The sequence below is a fragment of the Erythrobacter sp. Dej080120_24 genome, assembly GCF_036322605.1.
GTDB lineage: Bacteria > Pseudomonadota > Alphaproteobacteria > Sphingomonadales > Sphingomonadaceae > Erythrobacter > Erythrobacter aurantius.
The window spans coordinates 1,607,820-1,625,702 of record NZ_AP027262.1 but is presented as its reverse complement, the minus strand read 5'-3'; the positions used below and the strand labels follow the sequence as shown (position 1 = coordinate 1,625,702).

Here is a 17,883-nt window from a genome sequence, read left to right as displayed (position 1 = left end):
GCAAGGCGCATCCATGATCGATCCCCCGTGCCCGTGTCACGCCGCCAGTTTCCCCCCAGAATTCGGGCAGCGGGCGCTGCTGACGATCGACACCGAAGAGGAATTTGACTGGGAAGGCCCGTTTACCCGCGACAGGCACGGGCTGAAGCATGTCGAAGCGATACCCCGTTTTCAGGCGTTCTGCGAGCAAATCGGTGCGCATCCGGTCTATCTGGTCGATTGGCCCATCGCCACCGATGCGCGTGCCGTCGAGATCATCGGCGATGCCCTGCGCCGCGGAAAGGCGGATATCGGTGCGCAGCTTCACCCTTGGGTCAACCCGCCCTTTGAAGAAGAGGTGAATGCCCGCAATTCCTATGCCGGCAGCCTGCCGGTGGAACTGGAAGCGGCCAAGCTGTCGGCGCTGTGCGAACAGATCGACAAGGCCTTCGGAACGGCTCCGCTGATCTACCGTGCGGGTCGATATGGTCTTGGCCCGAACAGCGCCGAAATCCTCAAGGCCAACGGCATCGCGATCGACACTTCCGTTCGATCGCTGTTCGATTACCGCGCGCAGTCAGGGCCGGATTATACCCACCATCCCGTCACGCCCTATTGGGTGGATGATGATCGGCGGTTGCTCGAACTCCCCGTGACCAGCGTCTATTGGGGGCTGCTGCGCCAAATGGGCAAGCATCTCCACCGCGCCCAGCGCCATGTCCCGACGATGTTTGGCGGCTTTTCCCGGCTTCGCCTGCTGGAACGCATCGCCCTGACGCCCGAAGGTGTGACTGCCGAGGAAGCAATCCGGGGCATCGACATTGCGCTGGATGAACAATTGCCGGTGCTGGTGCTGTCGCTGCACAGCCCGACGCTCGCCCCCGGTTTCACACCCTATACGCGCACAGAACAGGACGTGGAGGCGCTGTATTCGTGGCTGCGCGAAATCTACGCCTATCTCGACGGGCGCAGGGTCGAAAGCACGACAGTGGCGGACATCATCAAGGCATCGCGGGCTTAGCGCGCTTCCCCGCTTGTTTCTTTATCCCTCTCGCTGTAGGGGCCGTGCTGCTTTCGTCATCGAGGCCACGTCTCGAAGGCTTACGGGCCTGTAGCTCAGCGGTTAGAGCTGGCCGCTCATAACGGCTAGGTCGCGGGTTCGAATCCTGCCGGGCCCACCACGCCTTGCGCATGGCGACGAAAGAGCCCGTTCGGGCGATTGAAATGAAGTCGGGGAGTGGCGCAGCCTGGTAGCGCACCTGTTTTGGGTACAGGGGGTCGCTGGTTCGAATCCAGTCTCCCCGACCATTTCAATCCAGTCATCCAAAATCACGAAAATGCCTTGGCAATGCGCGACGGATTTGGCGCGCTGACGGCTTTACCATTGCGGCTTGCGACAATTTGTGACGCAAGGCGACGTGACATGACGCGGCGACGGCGGCAGATTGTCTGCTGTCCGGTGGATTTGCGAGGTGTCAGAGAATGAGCAAAGCCAGCATCGCCCTCAATCGTTTTGGCTACGGCCTGAAACGCGAGCAGAGCGTACCCGACGATCCGGCCCGTTACCTGCTGGCGCAGATGGATGCCTTTGATCCCATCCCGTCAGCGATTGCTGGACGATCGGACAATGCGGCCAAGCCGGGCGAAATCCTCCAGATGCTGCGACGGCTGCGGCAACAGCGCCAGATGCAGGCCAGCGAAGGCGACGCCGACATGGCGGCCATGACTGAAGGGATGCGCGGCAGCGATCCCCTGAACGGCCTCCCCCCTGAAGTGCGCCAATCCTATATGGCTGCTGGCCAGACCCTGCGCCGGGATGTCGCGCTCAGGACGCATATCGCGATCGCCAGCGAAACGCCCATGATGGAACGGATGGTGCATTTCTGGGCGAACCATTTCAGCGTCAGCGCACAAAAGCCGGGGACGCATTATCAGGTGGCCGATCACGAATTCCAGGCGATCCGCCCCTTCGTGCTGGGTCGCTTTGCCGACATGCTGAAAGCGGCGGTGCTGCATCCGGCGATGCTGCTGTATCTTGATCAGTTCCAGTCGGTCGGCCCCAATTCCCGCTTCATGCAGATGCGGGCTCGCAGGCGACAGGGTGATCAGGGAGGCGGGCCGCGTGGTCTGAACGAGAACCTCGCTCGCGAAATCCTCGAATTGCACACGCTGGGGGTCGATGGCGGTTACACCCAGAGCGACGTCACCGAATTCGCCCGTGCGCTAACGGGCTGGTCGATCCAGGGCCTTGGCCGGTTTGAACGATTCACCCAGGGACAGGCCAATGGTGCCGCCTTTGTCGAAGTGGCGCATGAACCGGGCAATCGCACGATCATGGGACGAAGCTATCGCGATAGCGGTGCACGGCAGGCGTTGGACGTGCTGGACGATCTCGCCAGCCACCCGGCCACCGCACGCTTTGTCGCAACCAAGCTTGCACGGCATTTCGGCGGCGATGATCCCCCGGCAAGCCTGATCAACCGGCTAGAAGCCGACTTTTTGAAGACCGGCGGTGAGCTGGCGAGCCTGACCCGCACTCTGATCGCAGCGCCAGAGGTCTGGGCCGCAGAGCCTGTGAAGTTCAAGCAGCCGTTCGAATGGCTGGTTTCGGTGCTGCGCTTGACGGGGATCGAGAATCTTGATGCGCGGCGGATAGCCAGCGCTCTCAATGAAATCGGGCAATTGCCGTGGCGTGCGCCCTCACCCGCAGGCTACGATGATCTGGCCGGAAGCTGGGCCGGGCCCGATGCGCTGTTCCGGCGGGTCGAACTGGCCGAAAGGATCGCCCGCAATGCCCCCGCTGACGATGTGATGGAGCGTGCTCAATCCGCTTTCCCCGGCATGCTGAGCGACAACACGCGCACATGGCTCTCCCGTGCCGAAAGCGGGACGCAGGCGCTGGGCCTGTTGCTGGTCTCACCCGAAATGATGCGGAGGTAAGACGATGACGTTCACCCTAGATCGCCGTTCGATCCTTGGCGGGTCGATTGCTCTGGGCACGGCCAGCCTCGCCCTGCCTTCGATGGCATTCGCGCGGACAGCCGGGGAGAAAAACCTGCTGTTCGTGCTGCTGCGGGGCGCGGCGGACGGCATGGCGATGCTGGCCCCGGTTGGTGACCCGGGTCTTTCCGAACTGCGACGCGCGACGCTGTCAGAATATGACGGGGCGCGGCGCGCCGACGGCTTCTTTGCGATCCACCCCGCCTTCGATCAGGTCGGTGCGGCCTATGATGCAGGTGAGGCGCTGTTCGTCCATGCCACGGCCACCAGCTACCGCGAGCGTTCGCATTTCGACGGGCAGAACATGCTCGAAACGGGCGCGGCGCAGCCCTATGCCAAAAGCGACGGCTGGCTGAATCGGCTGGTCGGCATGATCGGCGAACAGGCGGGCGAAACACATCCCAAGGCTCTGGCCATCGCGCCCACAATGCCGCTGGCGCTGCGCGGTGATGCGCCCGCCTCCAGCTACGCGCCAAGCGCGCTGCCACAGGCGAGCGACGCCTTCATGGCGCGGGTCGGCATGTTGTATGGCGAGGATGCCGAGCTTGGCGGGTTGTGGAGCCGCGCGCTCGAAACGCAGGCGATGGCGGCGGACGACAATCTGCGCAATCTGCGCGATGCTCAGGCTGCGGGTGATCTCGCCGCCTCACTGATGCGCGGCGAAGACGGCGCACGGATAGCGATGATCGAACTGGGCGGCTGGGATACCCATGCCAATCAGGTCGGTGCATTCCGGCGCAACGCGAGCCAGCTCGACGCGCTGCTTGGCGCGTATCGGGCGGGCATGGGCTCCGCATGGGACGATACGATGGTGGTGGTTGCCACCGAATTTGGCCGAACCGCGCGGCTCAACGGGACGAACGGGACCGATCACGGCACCGCATCGGCAACGCTGCTGATGGGCGGAGCGCTGCGCGGTGGACGGGTGATGGCCGACTGGCCCGGACTGGGCGAAAGCGACCTGTACGAAGGGCGCGACCTGCGGCCGACGATGGCGCTGGAAAGCGTCGTGGCCGGAGCCGTCGCCGAACATCTCGCGCTCGATCCCGAACGCGCGCTGGCCCGGCTGTTCCCCGGTCGCAGCGGCGCGCCTGTCAGCGGGTTCGTGCGCAGCTGATCACTTGTCCATGATTGCCGGTGCGCTCGGGATCGGGCCGCCGGTCTGGATCGAGGTACTCTCGTTCGCGAGAATGCCCACCACTGTCGTCCACACCGCGACAGTCTGGCGCAGTTGCACCGGGTCGATCTTGTCGAGCGTGTCGTCGGGCGTGTGATGCAGGTCGAAATAGCGGGTGCCGTCCTGCTGCAGATCGATCAGCGCCCCGCCCTGATCGCGCACGATGTTGAGGTCCGCCCCGCCGTTTGCGACATTGGTTGAATTGGCAACGCCAAAACGGGCCACCGCACCGGCGATCCGGGTGTGCAGAGCGGGATTGCTTTCGCGGAAATTGCTTTCGAAACGCCAGATACGGTCCGCGCCGAAATCGCTTTCGAGACCGACGCCGATCTTCTCGTCAATATGCGCCTCGGAATAGGCGGTCGATCCGAACAGGCCGACTTCCTCTGCCCCCGCCATCAGCACGCGAATGGTGCGCAGCGGCTGGCCGGTCTTCTGCACGTTCAGCGCGGCTGCCGCGACGATGCCGCAGCCTGCGCCATCGTCAAACGCGCCCGGCGCATTCCACCAGCTGTCGAGGTGGCAAGCGATCAGCACCGGTGGCAGCGAAGGATTGCGCCCGACAATCTCGCCCACGACATTGCCGCTAAGCGTGGTGCCGAGATTTTCCGGGGTCAGCGTCAGCTTCATCATGATCGGACGGCCATCGGCGCGCTCAAACATGCGTTCAAGGTTTGCGGCATCGGGCAGCGACAATGCGCCCGCCGGGGTGGGCACAGGCCGCCCGACATCGCTCGATCCGTCGGCATTGCGGAAGGTCGTGCCACCGGTGTGCGGGTTGCGGTGGTAATCGGTGCCGACCGATTTGATGACGGTGGCGATCGCGCCGCGCTGCTTGGCCAGTTCCGCGCCAACCCAGCGCGCCGGCCCGGCAAAGCCGTATTGCGAGCCGTCCTGCGTCGGCGTCATCGAATGCGAGATATAGGCGATCTTGCCCGTCAGGCTGCCTTCGGGCGCGGCCTGAAGCGCGGCGACGCTTTCGAACATGACGACTTCGGCGGTAATCCCGTCAGGCCCGGTAGAGGCGCTGCCGCCCAGCGGCTGGATCACCAGCGGCTGCGGGAACGGGCTGGTGATTTCCGCGCGGTGGATTTCGCCCGGAATCCATGTTTCCATTTCAAACGGCTCGTCCGCGACATTGGCAAAGCCGTGCGCGTTCAGCCATTCCACCGCCCATTTGCGCCCGCGCGCCTCGGCTTCCGTTCCGGCCTGACGCGGGCCGACTTCGGTTGTCACCCCTTCGACGAAATCCCATGCGTAGGTGTCGCTTTCCAAGGCTTGCGATGCGACGTCTTGAAGGCTCGGTGCATCGCTATGCGCTTCGGCGGCGAGCGGTGCGGCGATGATGAGGGCGGCGGTGGCAAGGAGTGCTTTTTTCATGGAGCGAATTGCTAGGCAGCTTGGCGCGGCAAGTCCAGTGGGACGCAGCCCTGCCATCGCGCAAATTGCGCAAAAAGTGATCAATTCCAGTCTGTGTCGAACCGGTTGTTGACGATCGCCTCATCCCCGTTGGAGATCAGCACGAACGGCGCCCACGCCATCGGATGCGCCCAGCTTTCCTGCCATCCCTCAATCCTGCCGCTGCCTGGCCAACGCCCTTCGCGCACGGCCCGCGTTGCGCTTTGCAAGGCGCGGCCCGGCCCTCCCCGGCGATTGCGGGCCGAAGCACGCAGCGTGGCGGTTGTCAGCGCCGGGGTGACATCATCGAGCACCGGCCAGTGGCTAGCCATCACCTGCAGGGCCCCTGCGCGCAGGAACGCGCTGGCAAGCGCCGACAGGCTATCACCCGTTCCCCCTGCATTCGCGGTGTTACACGCAGACAGAAACACCCATTCGGCACGCAGGTTCAGCGAGCGCACCTCGCTTGCCGTCAGCAAACCGTCATTTTCGCTCGTGGCATCATCAGGCGGAGTAAGGACCAGCGCGGGTTCGGCCAGTCCCCGATCATTCTGACCCGGCAGCAGGCCGTGGGTTGCCAGCAACAGGTAGCGTGCATCGTCAAGGTCAGGGTGCTGGCGCAGCGCGGCCTCGGTCGCCCGCGTTCCGAGCAGGGCGACATGCTCCGAGGTTTGCAAGGCCGAACGGACCGCTTCGTATTCAGCCTTTGTCCCCGGCAGCGGCGAAAGCTTCCGGATCGCTTCGAGGTTGGCGAGACGGCCTTCGCGCGTCAGCGTCAGAAAATCGGCAGAGCGCAGTTCCCCCGGCCTAAGCTGGCCGTCAAACGCTGGGTCAGCCACCGCGAACAGCATGTCGCGCGAGACATTGTTGATCGGAAAGAAGCGATTTGGCCGAAAGCTGTCGAACGAAGGCGTGGTGGTGAAGGCATAACGATTGCCGAGCCACTGCGCGCGGCGCATCGTGCGGTAATCGGCCCAGTCGTAATCCTCATCGGGAGCCTCTGTGACGAGCATGGCCAAGGGCAACGTCGCCATAGCTCCGCTGGCCATCACGAATACGTCAGAACCTTTGGTAAGCGCAGGCTCCACTGGCTTGATAAGCAGTCGATATATCTCATAGGCAGCCGCCTGATCATAGGCTTGCTGCCCTTTCTCCTCCGAAGGGCTTACCGGCATCTCGGCCAAGGCAAACTCGGCCTCGTCGGTGCAGCTCTTCAAGTCGACCTGACACCGCAGGCGATCGACCAGCGGTGCAATCTTCTCCACCCCGTCTTCAAGGACGTGCCATGCAAAAGGCGCATCCCCTGACCAGCCAAGCGCGAACACATGAATGTCACCATCCGCAGGGGTGATCAGCAACATTTCTTCGATCTGGCCGCGCGCATATCCCTGCCGGAATGCCCCGAGATACCAAGGATGGATCGAACGATAGATCGCCGGTTCGCCCGGCGTATCTTCGTAATCACTCGCGAAATCGGGTTGTGCGGCAATCTCCGCGCGGGCTCGGTCCAATTCGCCGAGCGCGTCCGAAACATCTGCCGTATCAGCATCCGAATTCAGTGCAGCATAGCGCCGCAATGCCTGACGCAGCCGGGCCTTGCTGCGATCGAATGCTTCCAGCCGAGCGCGTTCCTCGTCGCTGTCTAGCTGGCGCAAGGCATTGGCAAAGCTGGCGGCTGAATCGGCCGAACTTACCTGCAGCGATTGCGCTTGCTCAAACGCCATCGACCGCAGGATCGGCAAATCGGGGATCGTCGGCCGTTCCGAGAAATCAGGGTTGCCTCGCTCCTTGTATATCCTGCGATAAAGGGTCAGCACCTCCTCGCGCCGCGCCTGCGTTTCGCCGTCGAATTGCAGGTTCCAATCAGCCCTGGGACGCCATTCCGCCTCCGGATCGCCGACCAGCGTGCCAGGGAACAATTCGGCAGTCGATTTTCCCTGCGCCAGTTCAATCTGCGCGCGCAGCAGGGCCAGCCCTTCGGTGCCGGGATGCAGATAGGCCTGCGGCTTGGCCCCGTCTTCGAGATAGGGTTCCGCGTGGGCGACCAGTTGCAAAGCCGTGTCGAGATCGCCTTGTTCAAATGCGATCCGCGCCAGTTCGCGATGGGCGATTACCAGATAGCTTCCAGCGTAATCGGAAGGGCCGGTCGCAAGCTCTGACAGGCGCAGAAATGCTCTTTGGGCGCCTTGATTGTCGTCCAGTCCTAGCCGGACAAACCCCGCAATGCGCCAACCGACAAGCAGCGTTTCGCGCGCCAGTTCATCACCTTGTTCGCCCGGCCCCGCCTCCAGAACCATCAGCCGCTGTTCGAAAGCATCGAGCAATTCCGGCGATGGGTCCGAAAGCAGCTGCACCGCTTCACCCAAGATTCCTGCCCGCGCAACCAGTGCAGGATCGGCATCCGGCTGGACGTGCCTGTCAATCAACCGAAGCGCGACCTCCGGCTCTCCCAGATCAATCAGCACATCCGCTGTCTTCAACGCCAATAGTGTTCGGATCGGCCAACGCTTCTGCTCTGCCATGAACAGCACTTCGAGCAACCGATCCGCCATGGCGCGATCGCGAATACCCTGATTGCTGTAGGCAAGGACATCGCACAAAAGCGCGAAGTCCTGATCCGCGTCCCGCCGCGCGAAGTAATTGTCGCCAGGGCATGGCTCCAGTCCGGCCTCGGTCAGATATGGATCAGCGGCGCTGCCATCGGGTTGCTGCCCCATCACCGCAGTCCAAGACCCGCCTACCGTACCAAGAACGGCGAGCGCAGCGACAATCGCGACATTCACTTTCATGCCAGATGCTTATCGGCCGGAATTTTCCAAGTCCAGCGCCGCAATCTGCAACCACCTCAATTCGCGGCTCGGCGTCTTTCGGCGGGAGTAGCCTCGGCATCGGCCACCGAGGAACCGGGTCCGTCACGCTCGGAAACAACGCAATCGCGGCCGGCAGCCTTGGCCCGGTACAGCGCCGCGTCAGCGCGCGAAAACAGCCTCTCGTAGGATTCACCTGCGCGTGCCGTTGCTACACCAAAGCTTGCGGTAAGGCGGATGTCGTCGCTCAATCCCGAATGCTTGAGCCTCGCAAAACCCTGTCTGATCCGCCCGGCGAGCCGTTCGGCAGGATCGTTCTCGCAATTCCAGACGGCAATGCAGAATTCCTCGCCTCCGACCCGCCCGGCTACATCGCAGGCTCGTATCGTCTGATCAATCAAATGGCCAAAGCTCGAAATCGCCTGATCGCCAGCCTGATGGCCCCAGATGTCATTGACCTGCTTGAAGTGGTCGATATCGGCAATCACAAGCGTCACAGCCTGCCCCTGCTCTTGCGCACGGGAAAGCATCTCCTGCATCGCCTGTTCGAATGCGCCCCGATTGCGCAAACCCGTAAGCGGATCGCGTTCACCGCTTTCGCGCAGGTTCGTGGTCCATTCCGCAATCGTTGCGCCGATCAGGACCATTGCCGTCGTCACGCCCTTAATCGCCAGTGCGAGGCCGATAAGCGAATAGTAGACGGAGTCGCGATAGACTTCTGCCGGAATGCTCTGTTCGATCAGCAGTGTCAGAGTTGGCCGGACGAAGAAATCCAGCGCCTGAAACACCATGACGGCGATTACAGCCAGATCGAGGATTTCACGGCGACGCGCTGCGAGCAGCGTTGTGGCGCACATAGTGAACATGATGCCATAGCCCATGTTGATGATTATCAACCGCGGACCGACGTCATTGGTAGTCGACACTGCAACCGCCAGGACAAGGGCGCTTATCACGTAGACAAAGGCAAAGCTCGGCAGGTGCAGTTTTTGCCCCACCCGTTCGCAGACACAGGCGGCCATCATCGTGGAGGCCAGACTGTAGAACACCTGCGTCGCGTGAAAGACATAGGTGCCATCGGCGGGTGCGATGTGTGTGATCAGAAAGCCGGTCGCAGACAGGACATAAGCAATCGCGAACCCCAGAACGTGGCGTTTCAGGCCGCCCACCTTCCACAGCACCGCAAAGGTCGCTGCAAAGAACAACGCCATCAAAGGCGTTACCAGTCCTAGAATTTGCGTTTGCATCGACCCGTTCCGTCCAACTTCCAGTGAGTTAGAGCGATAAGGTTAAGGGCGTGTTTAGAACGCCGCGGCCTTTGCCGGCTTGTTCGGCGCTTTCGAAACCCTTGCTCCGGGGCACGCAAACCTTTCTTGCCTGCCTGCACGCTTGCCCCTATCTGCGCCCCAAGCAATCCAAAGACACACTTTCGATCCAAAGGACGACCAATGGCCGCGCAATACGCCTTTGTCATGAAAGGCATGACCAAGAGCTTCCCCGGTGCCCAAAAGCCGGTGCTCTCGAACATCAATCTCCAGTTCTATCAGGGCGCCAAGATCGGCATCGTCGGCCCCAACGGCGCGGGCAAATCGACCCTGATCAAGATCATGGCCGGGATCGACAAGGACTTCACCGGTGAAGCATGGCCAGGTGAAAACATCACTGTCGGCTATCTTGAGCAGGAGCCCGAGCTCGACGAGAGCAAGACCGTGATGGAGAACGTCAAGGACGGCGCGCGCGAGATCGCCGATCTGGTCGATCGCTTCAACGCGATCAGCGCCGAAATGGGCGATCCGCAAGAGGACACCGATTTCGACGCGCTGATGGAGGAAATGGGCGATCTGCAGGCCAAGATCGACGCGGTTGACGGCTGGACGCTCGACAACCAGCTCGAAGTGGCGATGGAGGCCCTGCGCTGCCCGCCGGGCGACTGGCCAGTTACCGATCTTTCAGGCGGTGAAAAGCGCCGCGTCGCGCTGACCCGCCTGCTGATCCAGAAGCCTTCGATCCTGCTGCTCGACGAACCGACCAACCACCTTGATGCCGAAAGCGTCCAGTGGCTGGAAAACCACCTGAAGGAATACGCGGGTGCGGTGCTGATGATCACCCACGATCGCTACTTCCTCGACAATGTGGTTGAATGGATCCTCGAGCTCGATCGCGGCTCCTACTACCCCTACGAAGGCAACTATTCGACCTATCTCGAAAAGAAGGCCAAGCGTCTGGAACAGGAAAGCCGCGAGGAAAGCGGCAAGCAAAAGGCGCTTGCCCGCGAGCTGGAGTGGATCCGGCAGACCCCGGCCGCGCGTCAGACCAAGTCCAAGGCGCGTATCCGCAAATTCGAGGAACTGCAGGAAGCCCAGGCCGGACGTGCTCCGGGCAAGGCGCAGATCGTCATCCAGGTGCCCGAACGCCTAGGCGGAAAGGTGATCGAGGCCAAGAACATCACCAAGGCCTATGGCGACAAACTGCTGTTCGAAAACCTGTCCTTCATGCTGCCTCCGGGCGGTATTGTCGGCGTGATCGGACCGAATGGTGCGGGTAAATCAACGCTGTTCAAGATCCTCACCGGCAAGGAAACGCCCGATAGCGGCACGGTTGAAATCGGTTCGACGGTGCACCTCGGCTATGTCGACCAGAGCCGCGACCACCTCGATGGCAGCAAGAACGTGTGGGAGGAAATCTCCGACGGGCTCGATTACATGAAGGTCAACGGCCACGACATGTCGACCCGTGCCTATGTCGGCGCGTTCAACTTCAAGGGCGCAGACCAGCAGAAGAACGTCGGCAAGCTGTCGGGCGGTGAACGCAACCGCGTGCACATGGCCAAGATGCTGAAGCAGGGCGGCAACGTGCTGCTGCTCGACGAACCGACCAACGATCTCGACGTCGAAACGCTCGCCGCACTGGAAGATGCGATCGAGAATTTCGCCGGTTGCGCCGTGGTCATTTCGCACGACCGCTTCTTCCTCGATCGCCTCGCGACGCACATCCTCGCATTCGAAGGCAACAGCCATGTCGAATGGTTCGAAGGCAACTTCGAAGCCTATGAGGAAGACAAGCGTCGCCGTCTGGGCGATGCGGCAGACCGCCCCACGCGCCTCGCTTACAAGAAGCTGACGCGTTAATTCAGGCGCTTGATCCGGATCGGGCTGCTTGTCGGGGTGTCGTCACCCCTTCAGCAGCCCGCCGTCGATGGCGATTTCCTGTCCGGTGACGTAGGACGCGCGCGGGCTGGCGAGGAATGCCGCGACCGCCGCGAATTCGCGCGGGTCGCCAAACCGGCCGGTGGGGATGTTCTCCACCGCTTTGGCGCGCATCGCGTCGAGCGGCACGCCCATACGCTCAGCCATTCCGCCATGGAGTTCGCGCAGGCGATCCGTGTCGATCTGACCGGGCATCAGCATGTTGACCGTCACCCCGTCGGCGGCGACCTCCTTAGCCAGCGTCTTCATGAAACCGTGCAGCGCGGCGCGGATCGTGTTCGACAGGGCAAGCCCGGGGATCGGTTCCTGCACGCCGGACGACGTGACCGTCAGGATGCGGCCATATCCGCCAGCGCGCATTTCCGGCAGCAGCGCCCGCGTCAGCTCGATCAATGTCACCAGCATTGGCTGGGCCGAGGCAAGGATCGCATCGCCGCCGGTATCCTGCGCGGCGCTGGGCGGCGGGCCTCCGGAATTGTTCACGAGGATGTCCACCCCGCCCAGCCCTTCCCGCGCTCTGTCAGCGATGGAGGCGGCGGCGTCGGGCGCGGACAGGTCCTGCGCCATGGTCTGCCAGTCGCCCGGTCCGGTGCCGCTGCGTGACACGCCCAGCACGCTCGCTCCCTCGCTCGCCAATTCCTGAGCTATTGCCGCGCCAAGCCCCCGGCTGGCACCCAGAACAAGTGCACGCTTTCCGCTGAGTTCAAGTTCCATTTTCCTGATCCTCGTAACTGATGCCGCCGACCGACCAATGGCTGTCATCCACTTCATGGATCAATACGCGGATCTTGCCCGGATCGGCCCCTATCGATTCTGCAACTGCATCAGTGACCTTGCGCAGCAGCATCTTCTTCGCCTCGGGCTTGCGGCCCTTGCGCATGTGGATCGAAACAATCGGCATTCGCTTTTTCCCTTTTCAGCTCTTTCCCCATGCGTCGCGTGTTCTGCGACAAGGATCAAGCGGGCGGCAATCATTGAACGCACCCTTTACGCCAACTTAACCACGCATCGCGCAAAAACCCTTACTGCAAAGCAAGACAGGGGCGTCGCAATGCAAGGGTTCGCGCAGACAGATTTTTCCGATCCGGCGGTAGCGCTGGTTTCAGCAATGGTGCTTGCCGCCGGCATGACGGCCTATGCCCTGCGTTCGAACAATCGTGCACGAGAGGCTGTCGATCCGCTCAACGGCTTCTTCTCGCCTGATCGTTTCGAGGCCGAGATCGAAGCCACCGAGCGGCGTGTCTCGCCGTTCAAGCCGCGCGGGGCGGTGCTGCGCGGCCAGATCGATCACCTGTCGCAAGTGCGCACTCTGTGGGGCCCGGAAACACGCGCAAATGCGGTGAAACAGGTGGCACAGGTGATGCGTGCCGGCGTGCGCAAGACCGATATGGTGGTGCAGACCGAAGGCCCCGAAGGCGACGGATCGTTCGTGATCCTGGCTCATGGTGCATCCGAGGAGGAAGCCAGCGGGATCGCAAAGCGCCTGCTCAAGACCATCGGGCGGACAAAGGTGCCAGGAATGGGTGACGGAATGCGCCTTTCCGCCAGCTTTGGCGTGGCCGCAAGACGACTGGGCGAAAGCGAGGATGATTGGCGCAAACGGGCCGACATGGCTCTGGCTGCGGCCCGCGCTTCCGGTGAAGACCAGATCATGACCGCCAGCGAATGGGAAGAGGTGATGATGCTCCCTGCCCCCGATCCGATTGCCAGATGCGAAGGCGGGGACGACGCGGCTGCGGCCTAGGGCGAAACCCAGCGCCCCTGCCATTCCCCCTCGACGCGGACGAACTGTGCCCGGACATGGCCTGTGTGCGCGAGATAAAGCCAGTCCAGCTCTGCCAGCTCAACCAGCAGCACCGCGAAATGATCGCGTGCCGGGATCAACTGCTCGTCAGTGGGCTGGACGCCTTCCAGATCGTCAGGCAGGCCTGATGTCGGCTGCTCGCCGACTGTGCCCGGCCCGTCACCAAGATAGCAGCGGCGCGCAAAGTTCGATCCGTTGGCCCACGCCATATCCGTCAGGGGATCATCCCGCAGCACCCTGCCCGTACCGCGCACCCGGATCTGGATCTTTGCCGCCTTGTCATAGAACAGCACCGCCATGCGTGGATCGGCGTCAATCGCCGCGACCTTTGGCGCGCGGGTGTCGGTGTGGAAGCGCAGCGTCCATGCCTCGTAATTGAATTCGCGCAGCACCATTCCGCGTGCATCGACATCACTGGTGACGACCGCTGGCACATGCATGGGCGATTTGCGGTCCTTTGCCGCACGGGCCAGCCGCCCGACCAGATCACGCCGCACATCTTCAAGGGTTTCGAACATTCTTCGCCCTTTGGTCCTTTGAGTGTCACGGTCAAGATGTTCATTTAAATGAACCCCAACATGAACAATTGGCAACCCAACCGGTTAAGCAAGGGGTCAGCGACTCGTCCCTAGAACCTGTGTATCAAGACGTAACAATCCCGCCGTGAGTGGTGGGGCGGCAACTCAGGAGGCAACTCATGGACATAACCCTGTTCTTCAGGGGCAGTGCGCTGTCCGCCCTTGCATTGGCATTGGCTTTCGTCGCACCGCCCGAACCCGTCGAGGCCGCAACCGCGGCAGAGGCAGGCAGCGCGTTTCAGCAGGACCGGCAGGATCGCCGTTCGGAACGTCGGGCCAACCGCAACAATCAGAACTCCAGCGCCCCGGCGCGCGGAAATCGCGGCTTCGAGCAGCGCGGCAACCGCACGGCGGAACCAGACGCCCGCCCGGTCCGCCAGGAACGCCGGTTCGAACAGCGCGCCCAGCAGGTTGATCGCCGGAGCGAACGCCGTGCCAACCAGGTCGAAAACCGGGGTGATCGGCGCGCGAACCGCTTTGAGCAGCAGGGACGCGATCGCGCGGCACAGCAAGTGGACCGCCGCAGCGAGCGCCGCGCGGATACGATCGAACAGCGCGGGGATCGTCGGGCCAATCGGATCGAACGCCGGGGCGAACGCAACTTCGAACAGCGCGACCGCCGGATCGACCGTCGCGACACCCGCCGCTTTGACCAGTCCGACAGGCGTGACGAACGCCGGGTCGATCGGGCCGAACGTCGCGGTTTTCGCGATGGAGTGCGGACGGAGCGTCAGCGCGACCGGTTCGAGGATCGGCAAATCCGGCGCGACGGTTTCCGTGATGGCGTAAGGGCCGGACGGAACGATGCACGGCGTGACTATCGCGACGACAACCGTCGCTGGCGCGATAATCGCCGGGATTATCGCGGGGATCGCGGTTGGCGTGGGGACCGTGGCTGGCGTAACGACCGCGACTTCCGTCGCTGGGACCGGCGCGGCTGGCGTTCGGATCGCCGGTTCGGCTGGCATGATTATCGCCGGGCAAACCGCAACATCTTCCGCCTGGGCCGTTACTATGCCCCCTATCGCGCGCACCGTTACAACCGGCTGAGCATCGGGTTCTTCCTCGACAGCCTGTTCTTCCAGCCGCGATATTTCATCAACGATCCGTGGGCCTATCGCCTGCCGCCGGTTTACGGGCCGTATCAATGGGTTCGCTATTACGATGACGTGATCCTGGTGGATATCTATACCGGCGAAGTGGTTGACGTGATCCACGACTTCTTCTGGTAACCGGGACAGCTTCCCTCTGGGAGCGCGACCCCCGCCGGAGCGATCCGGCGGGGGTTTTGTTTTGCGTCCGGCTTGCTAAGCACCATGCATGTCCAAGACTGAAACCATTCCCGATCAGGATGCCCTGCGCCGCGTCGGCAAGACCGTGCGCGAACGGCTGGCCGCTGATCCCGGCGTCTACAAGATCGATACCGACATGGCCGAACTGTTCGCAGTCGGCGGTTTCCTGAGCGCCGCCGAATGCGAGCGGCTGTGCCTGATGGTCGATCACACCGCGCGACCTTCATCGCTGCACGAACTCGGCTATGAAAGCGGTTTCCGCACTTCCTATTCGGGCGATCTCGATCCGCATGACAGCTTCGTCAAAGGGATCAGTCGCAGGATCGACGACCTGCTCGGCCTGCCATCTGCCATCGGCGAGGCGATTCAGGGGCAGCGATACCTTCCGGGTCAACAGTTCAAGCCGCACAACGACTGGTTCTACACCTCCGAACGCTATTGGCAGGACGAAAGCAAACGCGGCGGTCAGCGCAGCTGGACCACAATGGCCTTCCTCAACGATGTCGAGGAAGGCGGCGAAACCCATTTCACCCACATCGGCATCAAGATCGAGCCAAAGCCCGGCGTGCTGCTTATCTGGAACAACGCCCTGCCCGACGGCACGCCGAACGAGGATACGATGCACGCCGGTACCCCGGTGATCAAAGGCGCCAAATACGTCATCACCAAGTGGTATCGCACGCGCACCTGGAAGTAGGAAAGAGGGGTATTGGCGGCACGAATGCCCGTGCGGGTGATCGTGCCGGTTACGCCCTTTCCAGCGCCTCGGCGATCAGCTTGCGGGTCGGCTCCACACCGTAAAGCGCGATGAAACTGCCCATGCGCGGGCCCTGCTCGCTGCCCAGCAAAGTCTCGTAGAGCGCCTTGAACCAGTCGCGCAGGGACTCGAACCCGTATTCTTCGCGCTTGCCGATTTCATAGACCATGGTCTGCAAATCCTCGGCACTGGTCGCCGGGTCTGCCGCAGCAAGCTGCGCGTCGAGTTCCTTGAGCGCCGCGACTTCGCCGCCCGCAGGCGCGCGCTTCGACAGCGTCGGAGCGACGAAATCGCGATTGTAGTTCACCGCGCATTGGATCAGCCGCATCAGCGCCGGATCGTCGATCGGGCCGCCGGTGTAACTCGTCACATATTCGGCAAGGTTTGCAGGCGTCGCCTCCAGCCCCAGGACGCTGACAAGGTTCAACAGCAGGCTGTAAGGCACCGAAAGGCTGTCCCCAGCCCCCGGCGCATCGGCAGTTTCCAGCGTCTCGTTCGCGCGCAGCAAGTGCCACACCGGATTACCCAGCTGCTTGTCGAGCGGCTGTGTCGGCAAAGCGGCACGGAACTGCCAGTAATCGTCAATCGCCTTGGGAATCACGCCCGCGTGCAACTGCTTCGCGCTCTTGGGATTGGCGAAGATGTAGTAGCCGATGCTTTCCTCGCTGCCATAGGTCAGCCATTCCTCGATGGTGAGGCCGTTGCCCTTGGACTTCGAAATCTTCTCGCCCTTGGCGTCGAGGAACAGCTCGTAGATCAGCCCCTCGGGCTTATTGCCGCCGAGCACGCGCGCGATCTTGCCAGACTGCACGCCGCTGTCGGTCAAGTCCTTGCCGTACATCTCGTAATCGACGCCCAGCGCGACCCAGCGCATCGCCCAGTCGACCTTCCATTGGCACTTGGACATGCCGCCCAGCGCCGATTGTTCGACGACGCTGCCGTCTTCATCGGTGAAGCGGATCAGGCCTGCATCGGCGTCCACCACCTCGATCGGCACCTGCAACACCACGCCCGTGGTGGGCGAAACGGGCATGACCGGCGAATAGGTCTTGCGCCGCTCTTCACCCAGCGTCGGCAGCATGATGTCCATGATCGCATCGAAATTGCGCAGCACCCCGCGCAAGGCATCGTCGAACGCGCCGCTGTTGTAGCGATCGGACGAGCTGACGAATTCGTAGTCGAAGCCGAAACGGTCGAGGAAGTCGCGCAGCATCGCGTTGTTGTGCGCGGCAAAGCTTTCGTGATCGGTGTCGAACGGATTGGGGATGCGCGACAGCGGCTTGCCGAGATTGGCCGCGAGCATTTCCTTGTTCGGTACATTGTCGGGCACCTTGCGCAGCCCGTCCATGTCATCGCTGAAGGCGACCAGACGCGTTTTCTGCCCCGTAAGCGCCTCATAGGCGCGGCGAACCAGAGTGGTGCGCAAGACTTCCTGAAAGGTGCCGATATGCGGCAGGCCCGAGGGGCCATAGCCGGTTTCGAACAGCACAGGCGCGCCATCGGGCTTTCCGTCACGAAGGCGTTTGGCAAGCCGCTGCGCCTCCTGGAACGGCCAGGCCTTGGATGAACGTGCGGCTTCGATCAGTGCTGTATCAGTCATAGCGCTCGCGCATTTGCAGAAGGGGGGGCGGCATACAAGCGCGAATCGCGTCGAAGGGTTCCCGATCGGGCTGCGGGGTGTGACACCGATCCCGCCCTGTTAAAAAAACCGCCGGATCTCCAAAAAGCCCGGAAAGCCGGGTGATTGAGGGCTGTTGCGAGCCATCCGACTGTGACTTTTCGCATAAGCATTGGAGTGCGGGTTCGCGGTCGCATGATCATCACCCGATCCTGCCGTTCGCGCTGCAAGTAGGAAAGCCCTGTCCCCCGCATGGCACAGATCACC

Annotated in this window: 14 protein-coding genes and 2 tRNA genes; 9 read left to right on the top strand and 7 right to left on the bottom strand. The window is 62.5% G+C overall.

All coding sequences use genetic code 11. From position 1 onward, the window contains the following. Nucleotides 1–13 precede the first annotated feature (13 nt). The 5 genes from AABA34_RS07775 to AABA34_RS07755 all read left to right on the top strand — a co-directional run bounded on the left by AABA34_RS07775 (nucleotide 14) and on the right by AABA34_RS07755 (nucleotide 4,096). Nucleotides 14–1,000, top strand: coding sequence for a polysaccharide deacetylase family protein (locus AABA34_RS07775; protein ID WP_338304616.1), 987 nt, complete (start codon nucleotides 14–16; stop codon nucleotides 998–1,000). Between the two features lie 84 nt (nucleotides 1,001–1,084). After that, nucleotides 1,085–1,160 (top strand) — tRNA-Ile (locus tag AABA34_RS07770). A 50-nt stretch (nucleotides 1,161–1,210) separates the two neighbouring features. After that, a tRNA-Pro gene (locus AABA34_RS07765) sits at nucleotides 1,211–1,287 on the top strand. Nucleotides 1,288–1,461: 174 nt separating this feature from the next. Further along, complete coding sequence (locus AABA34_RS07760) at nucleotides 1,462–2,919, top strand: DUF1800 domain-containing protein (RefSeq protein WP_338304615.1); 1,458 nt, start codon at nucleotides 1,462–1,464, stop codon at nucleotides 2,917–2,919. A 4-nt stretch (nucleotides 2,920–2,923) separates the two neighbouring features. Then, a complete protein-coding gene (locus tag AABA34_RS07755; protein ID WP_338304614.1) occupies nucleotides 2,924–4,096 on the top strand; it encodes a DUF1501 domain-containing protein in 1,173 nt (390 codons plus the stop codon). On the opposite strand, the gene AABA34_RS07750 is transcribed toward AABA34_RS07755, so the two are convergent. From AABA34_RS07750 to AABA34_RS07740, 3 genes are all read right to left on the bottom strand, one after another. Next, a complete protein-coding gene (locus tag AABA34_RS07750; RefSeq protein ID WP_338304613.1) occupies nucleotides 4,097–5,536 on the bottom strand; it encodes a M28 family peptidase in 1,440 nt (479 codons plus the stop codon). 80 nt (nucleotides 5,537–5,616) lie between these two features. After that, nucleotides 5,617–8,343, bottom strand: a complete 2,727-nt coding sequence (locus AABA34_RS07745; protein WP_338304612.1) for a CHAT domain-containing protein — start codon at nucleotides 8,341–8,343, stop codon at nucleotides 5,617–5,619. Between the two features lie 56 nt (nucleotides 8,344–8,399). Further along, nucleotides 8,400–9,608: a GGDEF domain-containing protein gene (locus AABA34_RS07740; protein WP_338304611.1), complete on the bottom strand. Its 1,209-nt coding sequence runs from the start codon at nucleotides 9,606–9,608 to the stop codon at nucleotides 8,400–8,402. A gap of 201 nt (nucleotides 9,609–9,809) precedes the next feature. Between AABA34_RS07740 and ettA the strand changes: the two genes are divergently transcribed. Beyond that, the gene (gene ettA, locus AABA34_RS07735; protein ID WP_252257432.1) at nucleotides 9,810–11,489 is read left to right on the top strand and encodes an energy-dependent translational throttle protein EttA; all 1,680 of its coding nucleotides are present in this window, start codon (nucleotides 9,810–9,812) and stop codon (nucleotides 11,487–11,489) included. A 42-nt stretch (nucleotides 11,490–11,531) separates the two neighbouring features. Here ettA and AABA34_RS07730 read toward each other — a convergent pair whose 3' ends face one another. Continuing rightward, nucleotides 11,532–12,281: an SDR family oxidoreductase gene (locus AABA34_RS07730; protein WP_338304610.1), complete on the bottom strand. Its 750-nt coding sequence runs from the start codon at nucleotides 12,279–12,281 to the stop codon at nucleotides 11,532–11,534. After that, nucleotides 12,271–12,468 carry a 2-hydroxymuconate tautomerase gene (locus AABA34_RS07725; protein ID WP_034952859.1) on the bottom strand — a complete coding sequence of 66 codons (198 nt, stop codon included), beginning with the start codon at nucleotides 12,466–12,468 and terminating at the stop codon, nucleotides 12,271–12,273. Before AABA34_RS07725 ends, AABA34_RS07730 begins: the two co-directional genes overlap by 11 nt. A gap of 150 nt (nucleotides 12,469–12,618) precedes the next feature. Here AABA34_RS07725 and AABA34_RS07720 point away from each other — a divergent pair, with 150 nt between their 5' ends. Further along, on the top strand, nucleotides 12,619–13,311 hold the full coding sequence (locus tag AABA34_RS07720; protein WP_338304609.1) for a GGDEF domain-containing protein: 693 nt from the start codon (nucleotides 12,619–12,621) through the stop codon (nucleotides 13,309–13,311). Here the strand turns inward: AABA34_RS07720 and AABA34_RS07715 are convergent. Beyond that, nucleotides 13,308–13,889 (bottom strand): pyridoxamine 5'-phosphate oxidase family protein, encoded by a 582-nt coding sequence (locus AABA34_RS07715; protein WP_338304608.1) that lies wholly within the window; start codon nucleotides 13,887–13,889, stop codon nucleotides 13,308–13,310. The two genes, AABA34_RS07720 and AABA34_RS07715, sit on opposite strands and share 4 nt — an antisense overlap. A gap of 179 nt (nucleotides 13,890–14,068) precedes the next feature. Here AABA34_RS07715 and AABA34_RS07710 point away from each other — a divergent pair, with 179 nt between their 5' ends. Both AABA34_RS07710 and AABA34_RS07705 read left to right on the top strand, forming a co-directional pair. Further along, nucleotides 14,069–15,181, top strand: coding sequence for an RcnB family protein (locus AABA34_RS07710; RefSeq protein ID WP_338304607.1), 1,113 nt, complete (start codon nucleotides 14,069–14,071; stop codon nucleotides 15,179–15,181). An 88-nt stretch (nucleotides 15,182–15,269) separates the two neighbouring features. Continuing rightward, a complete protein-coding gene (locus AABA34_RS07705) occupies nucleotides 15,270–15,938 on the top strand; it encodes a prolyl hydroxylase family protein (RefSeq protein ID WP_338304606.1) in 669 nt (222 codons plus the stop codon). A gap of 49 nt (nucleotides 15,939–15,987) precedes the next feature. Here the strand turns inward: AABA34_RS07705 and AABA34_RS07700 are convergent, their stop codons facing one another. After that, nucleotides 15,988–17,598, bottom strand: coding sequence for a lysine--tRNA ligase (locus AABA34_RS07700; RefSeq protein WP_338304605.1), 1,611 nt, complete (start codon nucleotides 17,596–17,598; stop codon nucleotides 15,988–15,990). Nucleotides 17,599–17,883 lie beyond the last annotated feature (285 nt).

Coding starts and splice junctions, on each gene's coding strand:
- AABA34_RS07730 (WP_338304610.1), bottom strand. CDS start 12,281: ATGGAACTTGAACTCAGCGGAAAGCGTGCACTTGTTCTGGGTGCCAGC.
- AABA34_RS07740 (WP_338304611.1), bottom strand. CDS start 9,608: ATGCAAACGCAAATTCTAGGACTGGTAACGCCTTTGATGGCGTTGTTC.
- AABA34_RS07710 (WP_338304607.1), top strand. CDS start 14,069: ATGGACATAACCCTGTTCTTCAGGGGCAGTGCGCTGTCCGCCCTTGCA.
- AABA34_RS07760 (WP_338304615.1), top strand. CDS start 1,462: ATGAGCAAAGCCAGCATCGCCCTCAATCGTTTTGGCTACGGCCTGAAA.
- AABA34_RS07715 (WP_338304608.1), bottom strand. CDS start 13,889: ATGTTCGAAACCCTTGAAGATGTGCGGCGTGATCTGGTCGGGCGGCTG.
- AABA34_RS07745 (WP_338304612.1), bottom strand. CDS start 8,343: ATGAAAGTGAATGTCGCGATTGTCGCTGCGCTCGCCGTTCTTGGTACG.
- AABA34_RS07775 (WP_338304616.1), top strand. CDS start 14: ATGATCGATCCCCCGTGCCCGTGTCACGCCGCCAGTTTCCCCCCAGAA.
- AABA34_RS07755 (WP_338304614.1), top strand. CDS start 2,924: ATGACGTTCACCCTAGATCGCCGTTCGATCCTTGGCGGGTCGATTGCT.
- AABA34_RS07700 (WP_338304605.1), bottom strand. CDS start 17,598: ATGACTGATACAGCACTGATCGAAGCCGCACGTTCATCCAAGGCCTGG.
- AABA34_RS07720 (WP_338304609.1), top strand. CDS start 12,619: ATGCAAGGGTTCGCGCAGACAGATTTTTCCGATCCGGCGGTAGCGCTG.
- AABA34_RS07705 (WP_338304606.1), top strand. CDS start 15,270: ATGTCCAAGACTGAAACCATTCCCGATCAGGATGCCCTGCGCCGCGTC.
- AABA34_RS07750 (WP_338304613.1), bottom strand. CDS start 5,536: ATGAAAAAAGCACTCCTTGCCACCGCCGCCCTCATCATCGCCGCACCG.
- AABA34_RS07725 (WP_034952859.1), bottom strand. CDS start 12,468: ATGCCGATTGTTTCGATCCACATGCGCAAGGGCCGCAAGCCCGAGGCG.
- ettA (WP_252257432.1), top strand. CDS start 9,810: ATGGCCGCGCAATACGCCTTTGTCATGAAAGGCATGACCAAGAGCTTC.